The organism is Vreelandella sp. L-15, from assembly GCF_056857635.1.
The window spans coordinates 1-18,518 of the sequence record NZ_JBSXNN010000029.1 but is presented as its reverse complement, the minus strand read 5'-3'; the positions used below and the strand labels follow the sequence as shown (position 1 = coordinate 18,518).

The window sequence follows — 18,518 nt, the reverse complement described above, 5'->3', positions numbered from 1 at the left end:
GCGGTACTCTCTCACCTTGCCAGGATCATGCTGCTATGAAACCACCTAACGCCCTCGCAACTCGGCATCCCGCTTGCCGCGTTGCTTGGTTGTTGACCGCACTCTGCCTCTTCGCTTTTCCTTCTCTTGCTTTTGCTGCTGCTGGCCCCCTCGATCTCACCACCTCACTTGCCGGTATTGTCTCCGTGACCATTTTCATTCTGGCCTATGCCCTGGTCATGAGTGAAGAAATCATCCACATGCGTAAATCCAAACCGGTTCTGGTGGCTGCTGGCCTGATCTGGGCTATGGTCGCGTGGGTCTACGTACAAGCAGGTATGCCCCATGAGGCAGAGAGCGCCTTCAAAGAGACGCTGCTCGAGTATACCGAGCTGCTGCTGTTCCTCCTGGTGGCGATGACGTACATCAACGCCATGGAAGAGCGTCGTGTGTTCGATGCACTGCGTGCGTGGCTGGTGCGCAAGGGGTTTAGCTACCGGAGCCTATTCTGGATTACCGGCTGTTTGGCGTTCGGTATTTCGTCCATCGCCAACAACATGACGACTGCCATGCTGATGTGTGCGGTCGTACTAAAGGTGGCGGAAGGGGATAACAAATTTATTAGCCTTTGCTGCGTTAACGTCGTCGTGGCGTCCAACGCAGGCGGTGCGTTTAGCCCGTTTGGTGATATCACCACGCTGATGGTGTGGCAGGCAGGACAAGTGCCCTTTGAAGGCTTCTTCGCGTTGTTAATCCCCGCGATAGTAAACTTCATGGTGCCTGCGGTAATCATGAACTTCTTCCTTGTTAACCGTCAGCCAGCCGCGCTCACCGAGAACGTTTGGATGAAACGTGGCGCTAAACGCATCATCGTCCTGTTTTTAATTACCGTGGCGATCTCGGTGCTATGCCACTCAATCCTTTACCTACCGCCTGCCATGGGCATGATGTTTGGTCTAGGGCTGCTGCAGTTCTTCGGCTACTACCTGCGCCGCAGCCTGCCGCGCTCTCTGGAACGCAAGCGTGAGCGCTACTCTCGCCGTGGCGACTGGCAAAAGCTGGAGCAACTGGGTAGCGTGGTGCCGTTTGATATTTTCAGCAAAATTGCCCGCTCCGAGTGGGATACGCTGCTGTTCTTCTACGGAGTGGTGATGTGTGTGGGGGGCCTTGGGTTTATGGGCTACCTGAGCCTGCTCTCCGAGACACTCTACGGCGGCTGGGACCCGGTATGGGCCAACGTTGTGTTGGGGCTAATTTCTGCAGTGGTAGATAACATCCCCGTGATGTTTGCCGTGCTCTCGATGGCACCGGAGATGTCGGAAGGCAACTGGCTGCTGATTACGCTGACCGCAGGGGTAGGCGGTAGCCTGCTCTCCATGGGGTCCGCTGCTGGCGTGGCACTGATGGGCCAGGCACGAGGCATCTACACTTTTGCGGTTCACCTGCGCTGGGTGCCCGCTATTTTTCTGGGCTACGTGGCCAGCATCGCAGCGCATCTCTTGGTGAATGCAAGTATGTTCTAACCCGTTTGTTAGCACCTTGGCCTGCTTAGCCTCTATGGCTAAGCAGGACGGCTAAGCAGGCAAACAAAACGCCCCTTATCTTTCGATAAGGGGCGTTTGCGTGCATAAACTGCTTAAAAACGGGTTACTTTCATCACAGTATTTTTAATCACAGTACTTTTAATCACAGTACTATTAATATCAGTGCCTTTAATTTTAGGGCTTATAGATCGTGTCCGGTAATCACTTGGCAGATATCTGCAAAGCTGCGCGCCATGGGTACCACCGTGGTGGGTAGCTTGGCGGGGATTCGGCTACCCATCACTGTCTGAATATCAGTGGCAGAGATGATGCCGCGAACGCTCAATTCCTGATTCGGCTTACGCTCGGTGATCAGCAGGTGCTGTTCGGTGAAGCTTTCCATGGAGAGCAATAAATCTTCAATGGTCAGCGATGCCAACTGCTCTAAGGGCATGGCGCTGAGCTTTTCCCAGGGCGTCATGATCATGGCGGCGGTGACTTCTGCGCGTTCCAGGTTGCGCTGCTGCATGGCAAGGTTGATACGCCGAGTGCCAATCACCTCTTTGGCGGTCATTACACCGACACAGTGAGCCTGTTTGTCCATCACGAACAGTAAGCGAATGCCGCCATGGCGCATTTTCAGGTGGGCGTCATCAATCGGGGTATCGCCCGCAATGGACTGCGGCATAACCTGGGTAAAATCGGTCAGCACGGACATCGCTGGGCTTTCAGGGGTTAAGTGCTTGGGCGCGGGTGTGGTCAGTAACGGGGTGGCGCCAAATTGCACTAACGGCTTATGGGTGTTCAGTAATGTAGTCATCGGGGGTACCTCCGTGGTGTGAAGAAGCAGATCATTAACCACACGCCTGCTCTGTACCTTCACATTTGCACGGAATTCTTATCACAATCTTAAGAGTCCGCCGGTGTTACATTTTTTCTCATTCTTTTGCATGGCGCTGGGTCAGCGCGTCTCTTGCTAATACTGCTCTGATGCGCAGGCCATTACCGGGGGCATCTTCGAGTCGCAGTAAGCCTTCATGGCGCTTTACTAGACGCTCGACGATGGATAACCCTAGCCCTGCTCCCGCCCCTGGGCCTGCGCGCTGAAAGCGTTCTACTACCCGGCTGCGCTCGTGAATCGGTATGCCCTGCCCTTGGTCATCTACCATCAGCGTGATGCCCAGTAAGTCCGATTCTAGGGTAACCGTGATGGTACTTTGCTCGGGAGAGTGTTGAATCGCATTACCGACGAGGTTTTGCACTAGGGTTTCAATCGCGCCAGGCTCCTCTTCCATCGTCCAGTCGGCTTGGTCATCGGCATCTAACAGCAGTTGCTGTTGGCGCTCTGCCGCCAGTGGCGAGAGCTTGGCCAGGGTTTCTCGGGTTTCCAGCAGCACGTTGGCATGGCGCAGTTCAGGCAACGGTTCCTCTTCAGGGTCCAGGCGGGCCAGCGTTAACAGTTGGGAGACCAGCCGCGTCGAGCGGGCAACGCCGCTGCGCAGGTGGTGCAGCGACTCTTCGCGGTCCTCCGCATTATCGGCGGTGAGAGCATTCTGGGCGTGAAGGTCCAGCACGGCCAGCGGGGTGCGCAGCTCGTGGGCGGCGTCGGCAATAAAGCGTTTCTCGCGCACGCGCAGCTGGCGCAGCCGCTCCAGCAGCCGGTTGAGCGCACCGGCTATGGTGTCTAGCTCCTGGGGCAGTGGATAGAGTGATAGGGGCTTTAGATTATGCGGGTCGCGGTCGCGGATTTGCTCCGCCATGCGAGATAGAGGGGCCAGCCCCCAGCCAATCGACCACCAAAGCAGCAGTGTTAAGAAAGGCAAACCGATAAGATCCGGCAGCAAGGTGCGCAGCGCCACGGCACTGATTAGCTCGCCGCGCACGTCTTCACGTTCGCTGACCACCACACGGCTTGAGGAGTCTGGCACATCTAGCACATACACTCGCCAGTCGTGCTCCCCAACGGTCAGCGTGGAGTAGCCAACGGGTTGCTGCGCTAGCGAAGCATCGGGGGCACTGGCGGAGTGTAGTAACAGTCGGTCCTCTTCCCATAGCTGAAAGGCCAGCTTGCTTTCATAACGGTGCCCTGCAAAGCGTTTATCCGACTGCTCGGCGCGTAGCAGCGCATTTTCCAAGCTGTTTAGTAGAACATCGCGGTCGTCATCGGGCAGCGGTGCTTGCAGTAACCCTTCTAGCAGGCGTGCATTCTGGGCCAGGCTGGCATCATAAAGCTCTTCGATCTCATGGGCGGCATAGCGATAGCTAATGAAACCAATCACTAGCATGCTGGCACCAAATACTAAGAGGGCCAGCCCCAAGGTGCGTTGACGAATCGATGTCATGCCTCGTCCTTAGTGGGTTTATCCATGACGTAGCCGATGCCGCGTACGGTACGAATAACATCGGAAAACAGTTTTCGCCGCAGGTGGTGAATGTGCACCTCAATGGCATTGCTCTCGACGTCCTCTTCCCAGCCGTAGACGAGCCGCGTGAGCGTGTCGCGGGTGAAGACGCGGCCGGGATGGCTCATGAACTCCTGCAGTAGCGTCAGCTCGCGGCGAGATAGCGTTACGGACGCCCCCTGGTAGCCAACGTGCAGCGTATGAGGATCTAGCGTAATCCCCCGATAGGTGAGCAGGCTGCTGGTTTGTCCTTGACTGCGCCGTAACAGAGCGCGCAAACGGGCCTTGAGCTCAGCCACCTCGAAGGGTTTGATGAGGTAGTCGTCGGCCCCTGCGTCGAGCCCCGCGATGCGGTTATCCACCGCATCGCGGGCAGTGAGAACGAGAATGGGAACGTGACTGCCGTGACGACGCACGGCATTCAGCACTTCCATGCCGTCCAGGCGCGGTAATCCCAGGTCAAGAATCACCGCATCGAACGGCTCGCCCTCGGTGAGCGCATTGAGCGCGGTCGCCCCATCGCTCAGGTGGTCCACGGTGTAGTGTTCGGGCTTTAACGCCAAACGGATACCCGAGGCTAAGCTAGGGTCGTCTTCTACCAACAAAATGCGCATAAGGCTCCTTGTTCTATCGGGGCTATTCTAGCTCAGCGAGTAGCTGACGTATCTCGCCACGGCGGCCGCTATCGGCCAATTCGCGGCCCTCTCTGGGCGGTGCCAAGAGCGCACTCTCCAAGACTTGGCGTGCTTCGGCATCGCGGCCTTGCTCATGTAAATAGTCGCCCCAGAAATAGAGGCTGTCGATCCCTTCGGGATTAATGGCCAAAGCGCGCTGCAAATGCCACTCGGCTTTCTTGTCATCGCCGAACCCAATCGGCCAGCCGGGTACTTGGTAGTAGAGCGCTCCCAAGCTGGTATACGCCGAGCCTTCGAGCGCCAGCGGATCGAGCTCGAGCGCCGTCTCGAACTCTCGTTTGGCTTCCTTCACCAGTCCCAGCGCGCCCAGCCCACCATTGGCCCCCGCTTCGCTGGAGCGAACGATACCTGCCCAAATATGCAGCTCGGCAGCTTCCGGATAGCGCTCGACCCACTGGTCGGCGTAATCCCCTAACTGGCTCAAGGCGGCTTCTTGCTGCTCCTGTGGTAAGGCGTATTGAATCTCTGCCCAGCGCTGTTGTAACTCTGCTAGGGTGTCGGCGACTGTCGGCGTGTCGAGGTCGCTGGCAACGCTGGGCAGGCTGAACAGTCCAACAGCGGTGGCGAACAGCGTGCGACGCAAAGCCTTCGTAGTGAACATGTCGATCGAACGCGTCATGGTGTGGGCTCCTTCGAAGTCACAAAGCGGCGAATCATGGGAAGTTGACGTAGCAGGGCGCGATCCACCGCGCCTGGCCAAAGGGAGTTCAAGCGGGTAAAGAAACGCTCCTGTCGACCAATTTGCAGCTCCTCGCGGCGATGTTCGACAGCCCGGACGATTGCCAGCGCCACCGCGCTGGGCATATCGACGGCGTTACCCAGCGCCGCGTTCAGCGCGTCGGTTTGCGGCGAATTCATGGCAGTGCGCGTGGCGCGAGGAGCGATGTACATGACTCGTACCCGCGTATCGGCCAGTTCACGTCGTAACGCTTCGCTAAAGCCGCGTAGCGCGAACTTGGTGGCACAGTAGGAGACTTGGCCTGGATAACCCAACTGACCAAACGTAGAGCCGAGCGTCACGATGGTCGCCTGGGGATGGGCCATCAGTTGCGGCAGCAGGGCGCGGGTCAGCTGCAGTGTGGCGGTCAGGTTGATGGTAATGAGCTGCTCGATGTCAGCGTCAGTGGTCGTGTCGAAAAAGCCTGTCTGATTGCTCCCCGCCGCATTGATCAGCATGTTGCAGCCAGCTAGATGAGCCGCTCCGATGAGGCGGTGGCGATCCTCGGCAAGGGTCAAGTCGGCGCACACCGCGTCGATGTGCTCGGGAAACTGCGCGACCAGCGCATCGAGTGCCGTTGGGTTGCGGCCCGTGATCAGTAGCCGTGCGCCACGCTGAACCAGTGCCTCGGCCAGGGCGGCACCGATGCCGCCGCTAGCCCCGGTCAACAGCACCCGCTGGTTGGCCCACCCGTCAGTCAGCGTCCCCTCGCTAGGCCAGCGCATGGCTCAGCTCCTCTGCCGCGCTGTGACCTGCACAGCGTGCCTCGATGCCTCTAAACATCGCGCCGTACAGGCGATAAAACATGTTGGCACTATCGATCACCACGGCCAGGTCCTCCGTGCCTAACCGATTGATCTGTTCTTCGAAAAACGCCAGGTGGCCAATATCCAGACTGCCGTGGGAAGTGAGATAGCGCACCGCGCTATCGGGCAGCGAGAGGCTCGCCTGTAAGCGTTCGGCGGCCTGGGTCGCCAGCGCCGTGCTGGTGCCCTCGAGTACCTGCACCATGCCAAAAAAGGCCACGGGATTACCGTGCTCGACCGTATCGCGAATCCAGGCCACCATCAGCCGCGTGGCGGGGTCTGGGGTGGCCGCTGCGGCGGCGTCCGCGTTACCGCCAGCGGCGCGGATATCGTCCAGAATCCACTGCTCGTGGCCGTTCTCCTCTTCGATGTACTCGACCAGCGCAGTACGTAGCCAGTTCAGATGGTCAGGCAGTCGTGCACCGCAGGCCATCATCAGTGGTACGGTGAAGCGCACGTGGTGATACGCCTGGCCGAGAAACGCAAGATACTCCTCTCGTGTGACGTTACCCGCCAGGGCGCGATTGACGATGGGCGTCGTCAGTAGCCAATGACGTGCTTCTTGGGTGGCGTCTTGCAGCTGTTGGTAAGCGGTCATGGTGTTGCTCCTTCTTTGAGGGTGTGTGGGGCGCTCTGAAGCCAATGGCCATAGGCTGCCAAAAGCGTGTCGCGGCGCAGTCGGCCATTGGCCGTCAGTTGCTGGTTGTGCGGAGTAAAAGGGGCGGCACGCTGCCAGGCATGCACCTGGGCATAGTCGGGCAGCGCTCGATTGGCAGCCTCTATGGCTGCGCTAATATCGGCATCGGTGATGCGGGCAGAGGCGGGGACGATCAGCGCACGGTTAGCGGGCAACGCTTCGCCGTAGACCATGGCCTGTGCAATGACGGGCTGCGTGCAGAGCTCGCCCTCGACCCACTGCGGATTGACGTTGCGCCCGTAAGCGGTGATGAACACCTCCCGTTGGCGGCCGTCGAGCAAAATCGCATCGCCGTGCCACTGACCGATATCGCCAGTGGCATACCACTCGCCATTGGGCGCTTCACCGAGATAGCCCAGCATCAGTGCGCCGCGCACGAGCAGCTGGCCGTTGTCATCCAGCCGAACCTGCGCGTGTGGCAACGGGCGGCCGACGCCGCAGTTCGGTTCGCCAGGCCGGTTCAGGCACACCACCGACGTACACTCCGATAAACCGTAGCCTTCGTACACCGGCCAGCCGCTTTGCTGGGCATTGGCCAGAAGGGTCGGTGCCACCGTCGCCCCGCCCACCGCCACAAAGCAGAGGCTACGGGGCGCCTTGGGGGCTTCATCCACCAGTGCCTGTAGCAGCTGTGGAACGGCGATCAGGCTATTGGGCTGGTAACGGTCGATTGCCTCGAGGGCGAGGGGAGCTTGAAAACCGCTGGCACCCTGCCAACCGAGTTCTGCCATGCCGGGCAGCACGCTACAGGCCCCTAACCACAGCGGTAGATAAAGGCCACCGATGTTCTCCAACAGCGTGGAGAGCGGCAGCAGGGCGAGATGACGACGGATATCGAGCGGTGCCACGACGCTGGCAAGGCTTTCCGTGACGGCCAGTAGCGCCTGATTATCCAAGCACACCCCTTTAGGCGCGCCGCTAGTGCCCGAGGTAAACGTGATGCGTGTGGTGCCTGTCTGTAACGCGGGAGGATGTTCGACGTGACGTCGCTGGATGGCAGCGTCATCGCTGGGTTCAAAGCCGTAGGGGGCGCCGCCGTGGCCAATCCAGCTATCGAGACCGGCTTGCTGTACGATGTGGCGGCGCTGCTGGTCGCTGAAAAACTCGGGAATGGGCACGGCCACGCATGCTTCCATCATCAGCGCCAAGTCCCATAGTGCCCACTCCAAGCCGTTATCCAGCGCCAGGGCGACCCGCCGTGCGTCAACGTCGCGCAGCCGCTGGCGGCGGCGACCGATTTGCTCGAGGACGTCCGCGTACGAGAGCGCCAGACGGCCGTCGGTCAGTGCGATTCGTTGAGACGCGCTGGACGCATAGCGTTCGATACGTGCCAGCAAGGCGTTAGGCTGAGTGGGCATGAGCCACCTCCTGCCAAGTAAGGTTCGACGGCATACGAGAGGCCTGAAACGTGCGCATGGCGCGCTGTAAGTCGCCCGCCATCACCCACGGGTGATGCGCGTAATAGCGTCCCCATAGCGGAAGCTCATCCCCCAGGCGGGTCGGGTCGGCTGGGGTGATCGGTTGAGGCTCGAAGCCTAACCGACGCAGGCCGTTGGCGACTTCTGGGGTGGCCGTGAACAGCAGCCAAGCGATGCCTTCTGCGGCAAGCTGGTGGGCTAAATGGAGGAACAGTGGGCGCTGCAAACCAGGGCGCAGGCTGGCTAAATTGCCGATCTCAGCGATATCCTGGCGGTGCGGAGCGCTACCGAAGCGTTCGTCGAGCACGTGCTCGGCGCGGGCATTCAAGTAGCGTTCTAAAAAAAGCGGTTCACCGTCGGCGATGCGAACGCCCACTGCGGCATGAGGCTGCTCGGCCTGCCACAGCCCGAACAGGCGCGGTAAAAAGTGCTGAATCGTGGCCTGATGCTGCTGAGCAAAACGCGCTCGTATCAGGTGCTTTAGCTGTGCGTGTTCCTGGTCACTGAGCGCTTCTCGCCAGCATAACGGCGTTAGAGGCAGTGCACGTAGATGAGTCATCGGGCGATCTCCATCGTATTTCCCGACACTCTCGCTGAGCTTACTTAACGAAAACTTAAGCGGCTCGAAAAGGCCTACTATTCTTTCGTAGGGTGATCTATCTCAAAGGTCTACAAACCAAGGAAGCATACGGTGACGAATGACGCGCAGAGCCAGCACGCCAGCGGCTATCAGGTAATGCCCTGCCCCGAGCATCGACGTCGCGAGGCACTGCTGCACTTGGCAGCCGTTCATGACACTACCCAGCAGGCGGATTTGCAGCACGCCCTGACCACGGCCCGCTCGGCCGATTGGCGAGGCCTATGGGTGGCCATGACGGGCGAGCATATTCTCGCGGCTGCTTGGGTGCAGCCGCTGTCGAGCCAAACGGCGCAGCTATGGTTGCCCAGACACGTCGATGCCGCGCTGCCCTTGTTAAACGCCCTACGAGAGTGGGTAAGTCGCGAGCCCATCGCGTTGTGCCATGTGGTGCTACCCGCGCTGTGGGATGCATGGGAAAGAACGCTGGTTCATGGCGGAATGCGGGCCATGGCCACGCTGGAGCATCGGGTATGGACATGCCAAACTCCCGTTGCTCCCCAGCCATCGCTGGGGTTACGTCCGTTCACGATGTTTCCTCTGGCTGAGCAGCATGCGCTGTTGGCGCGGGTGGGGGAAGCGTCGTTGGATTGCCCAGCGCTGCGCGATGCACTGCCCGTGACGACTTTGCTGGCGGGGTTCCAGGCTCAGGCGGGGTCGTCTCAACCATCGCATTGGTTTGGGTTGACGTACCAGCAGCGAGAGGTGGGGGTATTGTTACTGGGCACCTCTTCCTCACACTGGAGCCTGCAACTGATGGGGCTGGTGCCCGAATGGCGGGGCCAAGGGTTGGGGAGAGCCATCATCGGCCATGCGCAAACGTTGGCCGCCGAGGCTGGGGCGCAGAGCCTGAGCTTAACGGTCGATGCGCAAAACACACCCGCACGGCGTGTATATGACCACACAGGCTTCGAACTACGGGGGCGCGAGCGCCTGTTAGGGTGGTATTGAAGTCGTCTTCAGCGGTCGCAACGAATGAGCACCATTACCGTGGGTTGAATTGCCGCGCTTAGTAGCATTTTCTTACCCTTTATGTTCTCGGTATACTAACTCTATACGTATGTCTTGGCGTTTCGGTGTCCCGGTGGCAGCGTTCATCGACAGTGGCATGGCCGCACTTCGGCAAGAGCGGTGTCTCCAAGCGCTAGGTAGTCAGCATAAGCAAAAACGGACGCACTCGTTTTGAAGCGCAACGCGTTTATTACATAAAACTCAAGAGGTGGTGAGAGTGAAATCTAAGCTGATCATGAGCGGGCTGGCGGCCCTCGGCGTCATGGCAGGCACATCCGGTGCTTATGCCCAAGATGCAGCGCGTGACGCAATCGCTGAGCGCCTAGCGCCGGTAGGACAACTCTGCCTTCAAGGCCAAGACTGTGGTACGGCGGCAGCTCCGGCCGCGGCCAGCAGTGGCGGTGGTGGTGAAATTGACGGTGCCGGTATTTACAACAACGTCTGTATGGCGTGCCACGAAACGGGTGCCGCTGGAGCACCGGTGCGCGGTGACGAAGCGGCCTGGGCTGAGCGTACTGAGCAAGGTTTTGCCACGCTGCTAGACCACGCCATTAATGGTATTGGCGCAATGCCTGCCCGTGGCGGCAACCCCAACCTGTCAGACGAAGAAATGGAAGCGGTGACAGCGTATATGGTCGAGCCTGTCATGGAAGTTCCTGAGCTAGGTGGCGGTGATGAAGGCGCGGCTGCCGAAGCAACTGACGAGAGTGGTAGCGACGAGATGGCGACGGCAGATGCTGTGGCCAGCGAAGATGAAGCAGTCGCCAGTGAAGAAGACGCTTCCAGCGGTGGCAGCGGTTTAGACGGTGAAGCGCTTTACGCCAGTGTGGGCTGTGTGGCGTGTCACGCCGCTGGCGTGGCGGGTGCACCGAAGATTGGCGACGCTGAAGCTTGGGGGCCGCGTATTGAGCAGGGTACCGATGCACTCTACCAAAGCGTCTTCAACGGTAAAGGCGTGATGCCGCCGCGTGGTGGTAGCAGCGCTTCCGATGAAGAGATTATGGCCGTGGTTGATTACATGGTCTCGCAAGTACAGTAAGCGTTAGCAGCCCGCCCTCATGGGGTGGGGAGGCCAGGCGTTATAAAATATCCACAGGTGGGTGCTCCAAACCCTCTGTGGATATTTTTTTGCGCGATACATAGCGCTTGCCCAGCACGCTTATCCCAGCAGCGAGCGCAGCCCTGCAATGGCATCCTTGCCGCGTGCCTGCTTTTTCTCCGGGTCCTCTTTATCGGCGCGGCCCTCCCACTCCAAATCATCCGCGGGCAGCTCATCCAAAAAGCGGCTGGGTTGGCAGTCCATCAGCTCGCCATAGGCCTTGCGCTGGCGGGCCAGCGTCAGCGTTAGCGTGCGTCGGGCGCGGGTAATGCCCACGTAGGCTAAACGCCGTTCTTCTTCTACGGTGCCCATTTCGATAGCGTTACGGTGGGGCAGCAGATCCTCCTCCAGGCCCATCAAGTAAACGTGGGGGAACTCTAGCCCTTTCGAGGCGTGCATGGTGAGCAGCTGCACCCGGTCAGAGTCATCCTCTTCGGCCTGTTGCTCCAAAATATCCCGCAGCACTAAGCGTGAAATGGCCGCTTCTACGCCGTCGGTTTCTGTTGCGGTAGAGTCATCTGCGTCTTCCGGATCGCGGTTCAGCGACTTCTCTAATTGATCAATCAAAATCCATACGTTGGCCATGCGCCGCTCGGCAATAGTAGGGGTGCTGGCGTTTTGGTAGAGCCACGCCTCGTAATCCATATCCCGCAGCATATCGCGGATCGCGGCAATGGCATCGCCCTGATCCATCCGCTTGCGCACACCATCAATAAAGTGGGTAAAGCGCGAGAGGCGCTCCACGGCGCGGGTAGGCAGGGTTTGTTCAAGCCCTAGCTCATGGCAGGCAGCAAACAGCGAGATCGAGCGCTCGGTGGCATAGTTGGCGAGTTTTTCCAGCGTACCGGGGCCAATTTCGCGGCGGGGCACGTTGACGATGCGCAAAAAGGCGTTGTCGTCGGCAGGGTTGATCAGCAGGCGCAGATACGCCATGGCGTCTTTGATCTCGTTGCGGGAGAAAAACGACGTGCCGCCGGAGAGCTTGTACGGAATCTGGTAGTGCTGCAGCTTCAATTCCAGCAGCCGCGCCTGGAAGTTGCCCCGGTAAAGCACCGCAAAATCCCGCCATTCGGCGTTTTCTTTAATGCGACGCGTCAGCATCTCGCTGGCCACCCGCTCCGCTTCCGCCTCCTCATGGCGGTTCACCACCACGCGAATCGGCGCGCCGTCACCCATCTCCGACCACAGGGTTTTGTCGTAGACGTGGGGGTTGTTGGCAATCAGCGTGTTGGCGGCGCGCAGTATCGTGCCGGTAGAGCGGTAGTTCTGCTCCAGCTTGATGACTTTCAAGCGCGGGAAATCCTCCCCCAGGGTGACCAGGTTTTCCGGCCGTGCGCCCCGCCAGGCGTAAATCGACTGGTCGTCGTCGCCGACCACGGTAAAGGTGGCGCGTTCGGCCATCAGCAGCTTTACCAGCAGATACTGGGAGACGTTGGTGTCCTGGTACTCATCCACCAGCATGTAATGGATTTTTCGCCGCCAGCGGGCCAGCGCTTCCGGGTCACGCTGCAAGAGCACCACGGGCAGTAGAATCAGGTCGTCGAAATCCACCGCGTTGTAGGCTTTCAGGTGGCGAACGTAGGCTTCATAGACGCGCGCGGCGAAGTGTTCATCATCGTCGGCAGCGAACGAGAGCGCATCCCCGGGCAGCACCAGGTCGTTTTTCCACTGGGATATCTTGGCCTGCACGGCGTTGATCTGCTCGGCATCCACCTGAGCGTCTTTATTCATCAAGTCGCGCAGCAGCGCCTTGGCATCCTCCGGGTCGAACAGCGAAAACCCCGGCTTGTAGCCCAAGGTTTTCAGCTCGCCGCGAATGATGTTGAGCCCCAGGTTGTGGAAGGTCGAGACCGTCAGCCCGTGGCCCTCCTTGCCCTTCAGCATCTGGCCCACCCGCTCTTTCATCTCTCGGGCGGCCTTGTTGGTAAAGGTCACTGCAGCAATTTTGCGTGCGCTCATGCCACACTCTTGCACGAGGTAGGCAATCTTGGTGGTGATCACGCTGGTTTTGCCCGACCCCGCACCCGCCAGTACCAGGCAGGGGCCATCGATATAGCGCACCGCTTCTTGCTGGCGTGGGTTGAGCCCTTTGATACGGCTAAGAATGCTCTTTGGCGGTTGGGGCGTCATGGCGAAGGGTGACCTCTACAAGTGTTTCGGGGCAATTTCTATTACAATCAGCAGCGCTGACGAAGGCGCAGCAGGCTAATACAGCAGGTAACTCATAGGCAGGTGGTGATGTTTGAAGTAGCGCTATTCGAGCCGCGCATGGCTCCCAATACGGGCAACATTATGCGCCTAGTGGCGAACAACGGCTGCCGTCTCCATTTGATCGAGCCGCTGGGCTTTGATCTCGAAGAGAAAAAGCTGCGCCGCGCTGGTTTAGACTACCGCGACCTTGCCAACGTGACCCGTCACGCGGATTTTACGGCGTTTTACACCGCCATGCAGGGGCGCACCATCTGGGCGATTACCACCAAGGGCACCCGCGCCCACAGTGATGCCAACTTCGCACCGGGGGATGTGCTGCTGTTCGGCTCCGAAACCGCCGGGCTCTCTCCAGAAGTGCACGCCATGCTTCCGGCGGAACATAAACTGCGCATCCCCATGCAGCCTAATAACCGTAGTTTGAATCTCTCCAACGCGGTAGCGGTGGTGAGCTATGAAGCGTGGCGCCAGCAGGATTACGCCGGCGCCCTCGCGATCTAGACTTACCCGGCAATGCCGTACTGGTCGCGGTAAGTGCGTACCGCATCGGCGTAGGCGAGCATCTCGCCGCCCGCGTGCTCTTCCAGATACGTGAGCACTTGCTCAAGCGACACGATGCTGACCACCGGCATGCCATACTGCGCCTGCACTTCTTGAATGGCACTCTGTTCGCCTTGGCCGCGCTCCTGGCGGTCCAGGGCAATGATCACCCCACCGGCACGGGCACCGCTCTGCTCAATCAGGCCCATTACTTCACGGATCGCGGTGCCTGCGGTGATCACGTCATCAATGATCAAAATATCGCCAGACAGCGGCGCGCCCACAATGTTGCCGCCTTCGCCGTGGGTTTTGGCTTCTTTGCGATTGAAGGAGTAAGGCATATCCAGGTCGTGGTGGTCGGCCAGCGCCGCCGCGGTGACCGCCGCCAGCGGAATGCCTTTGTAGGCCGGGCCAAACAGCACGTCGGCTTTCAAGCCACTATCTACAATGGCCTGGGCGTAAAAGCGGCCTAGCTTGGCCAGCGCCCGACCGGTTTGGAACAGCCCAGCATTAAAAAAGTAGGGGCTAACGCGGCCAGATTTCAGCGTAAACTCGCCAAACTTAAGTACGCCCTGTTCAATGGCAAAAGCAATGAAATCGCGCTGGTAGGGTTGTAGAGTGGTGGCCACGGCATTCCTCACTAAGCGGTAGGTTTCAATCGGCACGAAAGCAACAATAAAAGTAGGGTAAATGGCAAGTTTTACTCGCTGCCTTTACCCAAACGTCTAAACGTCGGGTATCATACAGCAGCGACGCAAAAGGGACGATTTATGAAAATTGCCAGCATCAATGTCAATGGTATACGTGATGCCGTCGACCGTGGCTTCCTGGACTGGCTGGCTCAGCAGGATGCCGACGTGGTCTGCGTGCAGAACATCAAGGCGAAAAGTTTCGAATTGGGTGACCACATCCTCTATCCGGAAGGCTACGAAGGCTACTTCCTGGATGCCGAGGAGGATGGTTTCTCCGGTGTGGCACTCTATTGCCGCAAAATCCCCAAAGCCATTATGTATGGCTTGGGGTTCCCTCAGTGCGATCACGAAGGGCGCTTTCTGCAAGCGGATTATGACCGCTTCAGCATCGCCACGTTCTTGATGCCTGATGGAAGTGACCAAAAAGCCAAACAGGCGTTTATGGAGCAGTACCAAGAGTACCTGACGAAGATGTCCCGCAAACGACGCGAATACATCATCTGCGGTACTTGGCACATCGCCCATAAAACCATCGATTTGGCCAACTGGTCGGACAACCAGCTCACCTCGGGCTTCCGCCCGGAAGAGCGTGCCTGGATGGATCAGGTGCTTGGCCCCACCGGCTTTATCGACACCTTCCGCGAAATTAATCGCGATGCAGGCGAGTACACCTGGTGGCCAAAACTTGACCAAGACGTGCCCCGTGATCGTCAAGAAGGCTGGCGGATCGACTACCAACTGGTCGGCCCCAACTTCCGTCGTCACGTGGTCGACGCGTGGATTGATTACGATGCGACCTTCTCCGAGTTCGCACCGCTGATCGTTGAGTATGATCTAGCGCTTTAAGCGTTAGCTACTTCCCGCGTCGCACCGGCAACAGGCCAGCTTACCGCTGGCCTGTTGCGTTCAGGACTCCGTAATACCGAGTTCCCTTAACCGCGGATGCCCAGCGCTTCACGCTGCTTCTCGCGCAGCTCTTCACCGGCTTTTTCGGCCAGGTCCAGCATGGCGTTCAGTTCCTGGCGGCTGAACGCGCCCGCTTCCGCCGTGCCCTGTACTTCAATCAGCTCGGCGCTTTCGGTCATCACCACGTTCAGGTCGGTGTCGGCTTTGCTATCTTCGGGGTAATCCAGGTCCAGCACCGGCACGCCTTTGTAGATGCCCACCGAGATCGCGCTGACCAGCTGCTTGAAGGGGTCGCCCTTGATCTTCTTTTCTCGCTGCAGGTAGCGAAGCGCATCCACCAGCGCCACGCAGCCGCCGGTAATCGCCGCCGTACGCGTGCCGCCATCGGCCTGGATGACATCGCAATCCACGGTAATGGTGAACTCACCCAGCTTCTTCAAATTCACCGCTGCGCGCAGGCTGCGGCCAATCAGCCGCTGAATCTCCAGCGTGCGGCCACCCTGTTTGCCGCGGGTCGCTTCGCGGCCACTGCGGGAGTGGGTGGCGCGGGGCAGCATGCCGTATTCGGCGGTAATCCAGCCCTGATTTTTACCGCGCAGCCAGCGCGGCACGCCCGCTTCCACGCTCGCGTTACACAGCACCTTGGTATCGCCAAACTCCACCAGCACGGAGCCTTCCGCATGGCGGGTGTAATCACGGGTCAAGCGAATCTCACGGAGCTGGTCGGCCTCGCGACCGCTGGGGCGAACTACATCAGGACGCATAGCACCTCACATCATCTTAAAAGTGGAAAAGCCCTCTATTGTACACGTCTGAGCGTGCGCGGATGGGCCTATCGGTTAGACTGTCCGGAATCACATTGATGGAAAGGATGCATCGACTTATGGCCGCTTCCCGCCGCGTACACAGCATGACCGCCTTCGCCCGCACCGAGCAGGCCGCCCCGTTTGGCACCCTGCAGGTCGAGATTCGCTCGGTGAACCAGCGCTACCTAGAGCCGCACTTTCGCCTTCATGAAAGCCTGCGAGATTTAGAGCCGTTGCTGCGCGAAGCACTGCGCACGCGCCTGGCCCGAGGCAAGGTAGAGTGCAGCGTGCGGTTCGAGAGCGCCGACACCGCCCAAGCACCGGCAGTGAACGCCCAGCGCCTAAAAGAGATTGCAGACGCCCTGGCTGCCATTCAGCAGCAGGTGCCCAGCGCCGTGCCGCCCACCACGCTGGCACTGCTCAACCAGCCCGGCGTGATGGAAACCCAGCACCTCGACCAAGACGCCATCAAAGCCGCCGCCAACGCGCTCTTTAACCAAGCGCTGGATGAACTGATCGACGCCCGTGCCCGGGAAGGCGAAAAACTGGCCGAGATGATCACCACTCGCCTGGACGCCGTCAGCGAGCAAGTAGCCACCGTACGCAGCCTGCTGCCGCAGATTCTGGAACGCCAACGCGCCCAGCTGCTAGAGCGCTTAGAAGTCGCCAAAACCGAACTCGATCCCCAACGCCTGGAAGCCGAGCTGGTACTGGTCGCCCAAAAAGCCGATGTGGATGAAGAACTCGACCGCCTGACCGCGCACATTGAAGAAGTGCGCCACCAGCTCGCCCAAAAAGGCCCCAAAGGCCGCCGCCTGGATTTCCTGATGCAGGAGCTTAACCGGGAAGCCAATACGCTCTCGTCAAAATCGGTGGTAGCAGAGACGACCCGCTGCGCGGTGGAGCTGAAGGTGTTGATCGAGCAGATGCGGGAGCAGATTCAAAACATAGAGTGATGTTCTTGGGTGTTTATCGTTGTTCTTTAGTTCTTTAAAAATCAAATGGTTATGTAATTTTTACAGTCACCGCGTTCATGTAAGTTCTGCCAAGTTTGGGTAGTGATGGGTAGTAGATTGGGGAGTATTTTCTCGCTATATTGTATCAGCGAGATTGTACTCCCCAATTTTTTTAAGGCAGGAAAGTGGGCAAGCTACACGACAAGACCGTCAAGAAACTGATCAAAGAGAATCCATCCGTGCGACATGCCGACGGCAATGGCCTCTACCTCATGACCCCGAAGCGCGGCGATGCCTACTGGATGCTGCGCTATACCACCCCAGCTACCAAGCTCCGGCGCGAATACACCATCGGCAAGGTGGACGACTGGTCATTGGCCGACGCCCGTGATGAGGCGGCGAAGCTGAGGTTGGCGATCAAGCGTGAGGGTGCTGACCCGGTTCAGGAGCGGCAGAAGGTCAACCAAAACCCCTTCAAAACGCTAAATGACCTGTACGCGGACTACTACGAGCTTCGCAAACGAGAAATCGCGTCCCACCATAAAGAGAAGAGCCTGTACGAGCGTGAGGTCGCCTGGCGCATCGGAAAGGTGGAACTTGAAAAGATCCGACCAGTGGATATCAGTGAAATCCTGCGGGACGTGGCCACTGGCTATGACGACAATAAGCCCCGCCCAACCCTATCAAATGATTTGATGCGCCTGCTGAGAAACCTGTTTGATCATGGCATCAAATTGGACGTCACCAGGTTCAATCCAGCCTCGCCATTCCGCCCCCGGGACGCCGGCGGGGAGGAGAAGGCCGCCAACTACCCAATGACGGAACCCGAGGTTATCGAGTTCTTCAACAAGCTCCGGGTGATTCCGGCGCAGTTCAGCCGTGAAAACTACCTGGCCTGTGCTTTGTTGATTGCGACCTGTACGAGAAAAATGGAGCTTCTGGCAGCGCCTTGGTCGGAATTCGATCTGGAGAGCCGTATCTGGTACCTGCCCGAGGAAAGGACCAAAAAGAGAAGGGCCATCGATATCCCGTTGGCGGAACCCGCCGTGGAATGGTTGAATGAACTGAAAGTACGCTCCTGTGGGAGTGATTGGGTGTTTCCAGCTCGCAGGATCAGTAAAAAGGCACGGACTCCGCATGTGTGTGAAAACACGCTGAACCATGCGCTCAAGAAGCTCTTTGAGAAAAAGCTCTTCTCATTCGACAAGCGCCGCGTCCACGATCTTCGCGGCACGGCCAGAACCAAGTTGGGAAAACTCGGCTTTGATGACAATCTGGCCCAACTGCGTATTCCGGCGAACGTGACCGGTCATTACGGTGATCGTGACCGATTTGCACACGGCCTTCACGCTGGAGAGAGTTTTGTACGCTGAGCGGTCACGATGGGTCAACCGATTCCGTTTTTTGTGCGTTGGTTTTTCTCAG

Annotated in this window: 18 protein-coding genes; 7 read left to right on the top strand and 11 right to left on the bottom strand. The window is 58.9% G+C overall.

Going from position 1 to position 18,518, the window contains the following annotated elements; translation table 11 throughout:
* Window positions 1-35 precede the first annotated feature (35 nt).
* A complete protein-coding gene (gene nhaD, locus AC13CY_RS03035; protein WP_483052278.1) occupies window positions 36-1,502 on the top strand; it encodes a sodium:proton antiporter NhaD in 1,467 nt (488 codons plus the stop codon).
* Between the two features lie 202 nt (window positions 1,503-1,704).
* On the opposite strand, the gene AC13CY_RS03030 is transcribed toward nhaD, so the two are convergent.
* From AC13CY_RS03030 to AC13CY_RS02995, 8 genes are all read right to left on the bottom strand, one after another.
* Window positions 1,705-2,322: a CBS domain-containing protein gene (locus tag AC13CY_RS03030; RefSeq protein ID WP_483052277.1), complete on the bottom strand. Its 618-nt coding sequence runs from the start codon at window positions 2,320-2,322 to the stop codon at window positions 1,705-1,707.
* Between the two features lie 118 nt (window positions 2,323-2,440).
* The gene (locus AC13CY_RS03025; RefSeq protein WP_483052276.1) at window positions 2,441-3,844 is read right to left on the bottom strand and encodes an ATP-binding protein; all 1,404 of its coding nucleotides are present in this window, start codon (window positions 3,842-3,844) and stop codon (window positions 2,441-2,443) included.
* The gene (locus tag AC13CY_RS03020) at window positions 3,841-4,518 is read right to left on the bottom strand and encodes a response regulator transcription factor (protein WP_483052275.1); all 678 of its coding nucleotides are present in this window, start codon (window positions 4,516-4,518) and stop codon (window positions 3,841-3,843) included. The genes AC13CY_RS03025 and AC13CY_RS03020 overlap by 4 nt, the downstream gene beginning before the upstream one ends.
* A 22-nt stretch (window positions 4,519-4,540) precedes the next feature.
* Window positions 4,541-5,218, bottom strand: a complete 678-nt coding sequence (locus AC13CY_RS03015; protein WP_290673791.1) for a tetratricopeptide repeat protein — start codon at window positions 5,216-5,218, stop codon at window positions 4,541-4,543.
* A complete protein-coding gene (locus AC13CY_RS03010; protein WP_463004604.1) occupies window positions 5,215-6,042 on the bottom strand; it encodes an SDR family oxidoreductase in 828 nt (275 codons plus the stop codon). The genes AC13CY_RS03015 and AC13CY_RS03010 overlap by 4 nt, the downstream gene beginning before the upstream one ends.
* Window positions 6,029-6,721, bottom strand: coding sequence for an iron-containing redox enzyme family protein (locus AC13CY_RS03005; RefSeq protein WP_058577348.1), 693 nt, complete (start codon window positions 6,719-6,721; stop codon window positions 6,029-6,031). Before AC13CY_RS03005 ends, AC13CY_RS03010 begins: the two co-directional genes overlap by 14 nt.
* On the bottom strand, window positions 6,718-8,178 hold the full coding sequence (locus tag AC13CY_RS03000; protein ID WP_463004605.1) for an AMP-binding protein: 1,461 nt from the start codon (window positions 8,176-8,178) through the stop codon (window positions 6,718-6,720). The genes AC13CY_RS03005 and AC13CY_RS03000 overlap by 4 nt, the downstream gene beginning before the upstream one ends.
* Window positions 8,162-8,797 (bottom strand): thermostable hemolysin, encoded by a 636-nt coding sequence (locus AC13CY_RS02995; protein ID WP_463004606.1) that lies wholly within the window; start codon window positions 8,795-8,797, stop codon window positions 8,162-8,164. Before AC13CY_RS02995 ends, AC13CY_RS03000 begins: the two co-directional genes overlap by 17 nt.
* Window positions 8,798-8,929: 132 nt before the next feature.
* Here AC13CY_RS02995 and AC13CY_RS02990 point away from each other — a divergent pair, with 132 nt between their 5' ends.
* The gene (locus tag AC13CY_RS02990) at window positions 8,930-9,826 is read left to right on the top strand and encodes a GNAT family N-acetyltransferase (RefSeq protein WP_463004607.1); all 897 of its coding nucleotides are present in this window, start codon (window positions 8,930-8,932) and stop codon (window positions 9,824-9,826) included.
* Between the two features lie 277 nt (window positions 9,827-10,103).
* On the top strand, window positions 10,104-10,925 hold the full coding sequence (locus tag AC13CY_RS02985) for a c-type cytochrome (protein ID WP_172515140.1): 822 nt from the start codon (window positions 10,104-10,106) through the stop codon (window positions 10,923-10,925).
* Window positions 10,926-11,045: 120 nt separating this feature from the next.
* Here the strand turns inward: AC13CY_RS02985 and rep are convergent, their stop codons facing one another.
* Window positions 11,046-13,115 (bottom strand): DNA helicase Rep, encoded by a 2,070-nt coding sequence (rep, locus tag AC13CY_RS02980; protein ID WP_228219277.1) that lies wholly within the window; start codon window positions 13,113-13,115, stop codon window positions 11,046-11,048.
* A gap of 108 nt (window positions 13,116-13,223) precedes the next feature.
* On the opposite strand from rep, the gene AC13CY_RS02975 reads away from it, so the two are divergent.
* Window positions 13,224-13,694, top strand: coding sequence for a tRNA (cytidine(34)-2'-O)-methyltransferase (locus tag AC13CY_RS02975; protein WP_137094592.1), 471 nt, complete (start codon window positions 13,224-13,226; stop codon window positions 13,692-13,694).
* 2 nt (window positions 13,695-13,696) lie between these two features.
* Here AC13CY_RS02975 and pyrE read toward each other — a convergent pair whose 3' ends face one another.
* Window positions 13,697-14,362: an orotate phosphoribosyltransferase gene (pyrE, locus tag AC13CY_RS02970; protein WP_213262516.1), complete on the bottom strand. Its 666-nt coding sequence runs from the start codon at window positions 14,360-14,362 to the stop codon at window positions 13,697-13,699.
* 141 nt (window positions 14,363-14,503) lie between these two features.
* On the opposite strand from pyrE, the gene AC13CY_RS02965 reads away from it, so the two are divergent.
* Window positions 14,504-15,271 (top strand): exodeoxyribonuclease III, encoded by a 768-nt coding sequence (locus AC13CY_RS02965; RefSeq protein ID WP_054640729.1) that lies wholly within the window; start codon window positions 14,504-14,506, stop codon window positions 15,269-15,271.
* Between the two features lie 86 nt (window positions 15,272-15,357).
* Here the strand turns inward: AC13CY_RS02965 and rph are convergent, their stop codons facing one another.
* Window positions 15,358-16,095, bottom strand: coding sequence for a ribonuclease PH (gene rph / locus AC13CY_RS02960; RefSeq protein ID WP_213262517.1), 738 nt, complete (start codon window positions 16,093-16,095; stop codon window positions 15,358-15,360).
* 119 nt (window positions 16,096-16,214) lie between these two features.
* Here rph and AC13CY_RS02955 point away from each other — a divergent pair, with 119 nt between their 5' ends.
* On the top strand, window positions 16,215-17,093 hold the full coding sequence (locus tag AC13CY_RS02955; protein ID WP_213262518.1) for a YicC/YloC family endoribonuclease: 879 nt from the start codon (window positions 16,215-16,217) through the stop codon (window positions 17,091-17,093).
* A gap of 185 nt (window positions 17,094-17,278) precedes the next feature.
* Window positions 17,279-18,466, top strand: coding sequence for a tyrosine-type recombinase/integrase (locus AC13CY_RS02950; protein WP_483052274.1), 1,188 nt, complete (start codon window positions 17,279-17,281; stop codon window positions 18,464-18,466).
* The last annotated feature ends 52 nt before the right edge of the window (window positions 18,467-18,518 follow it).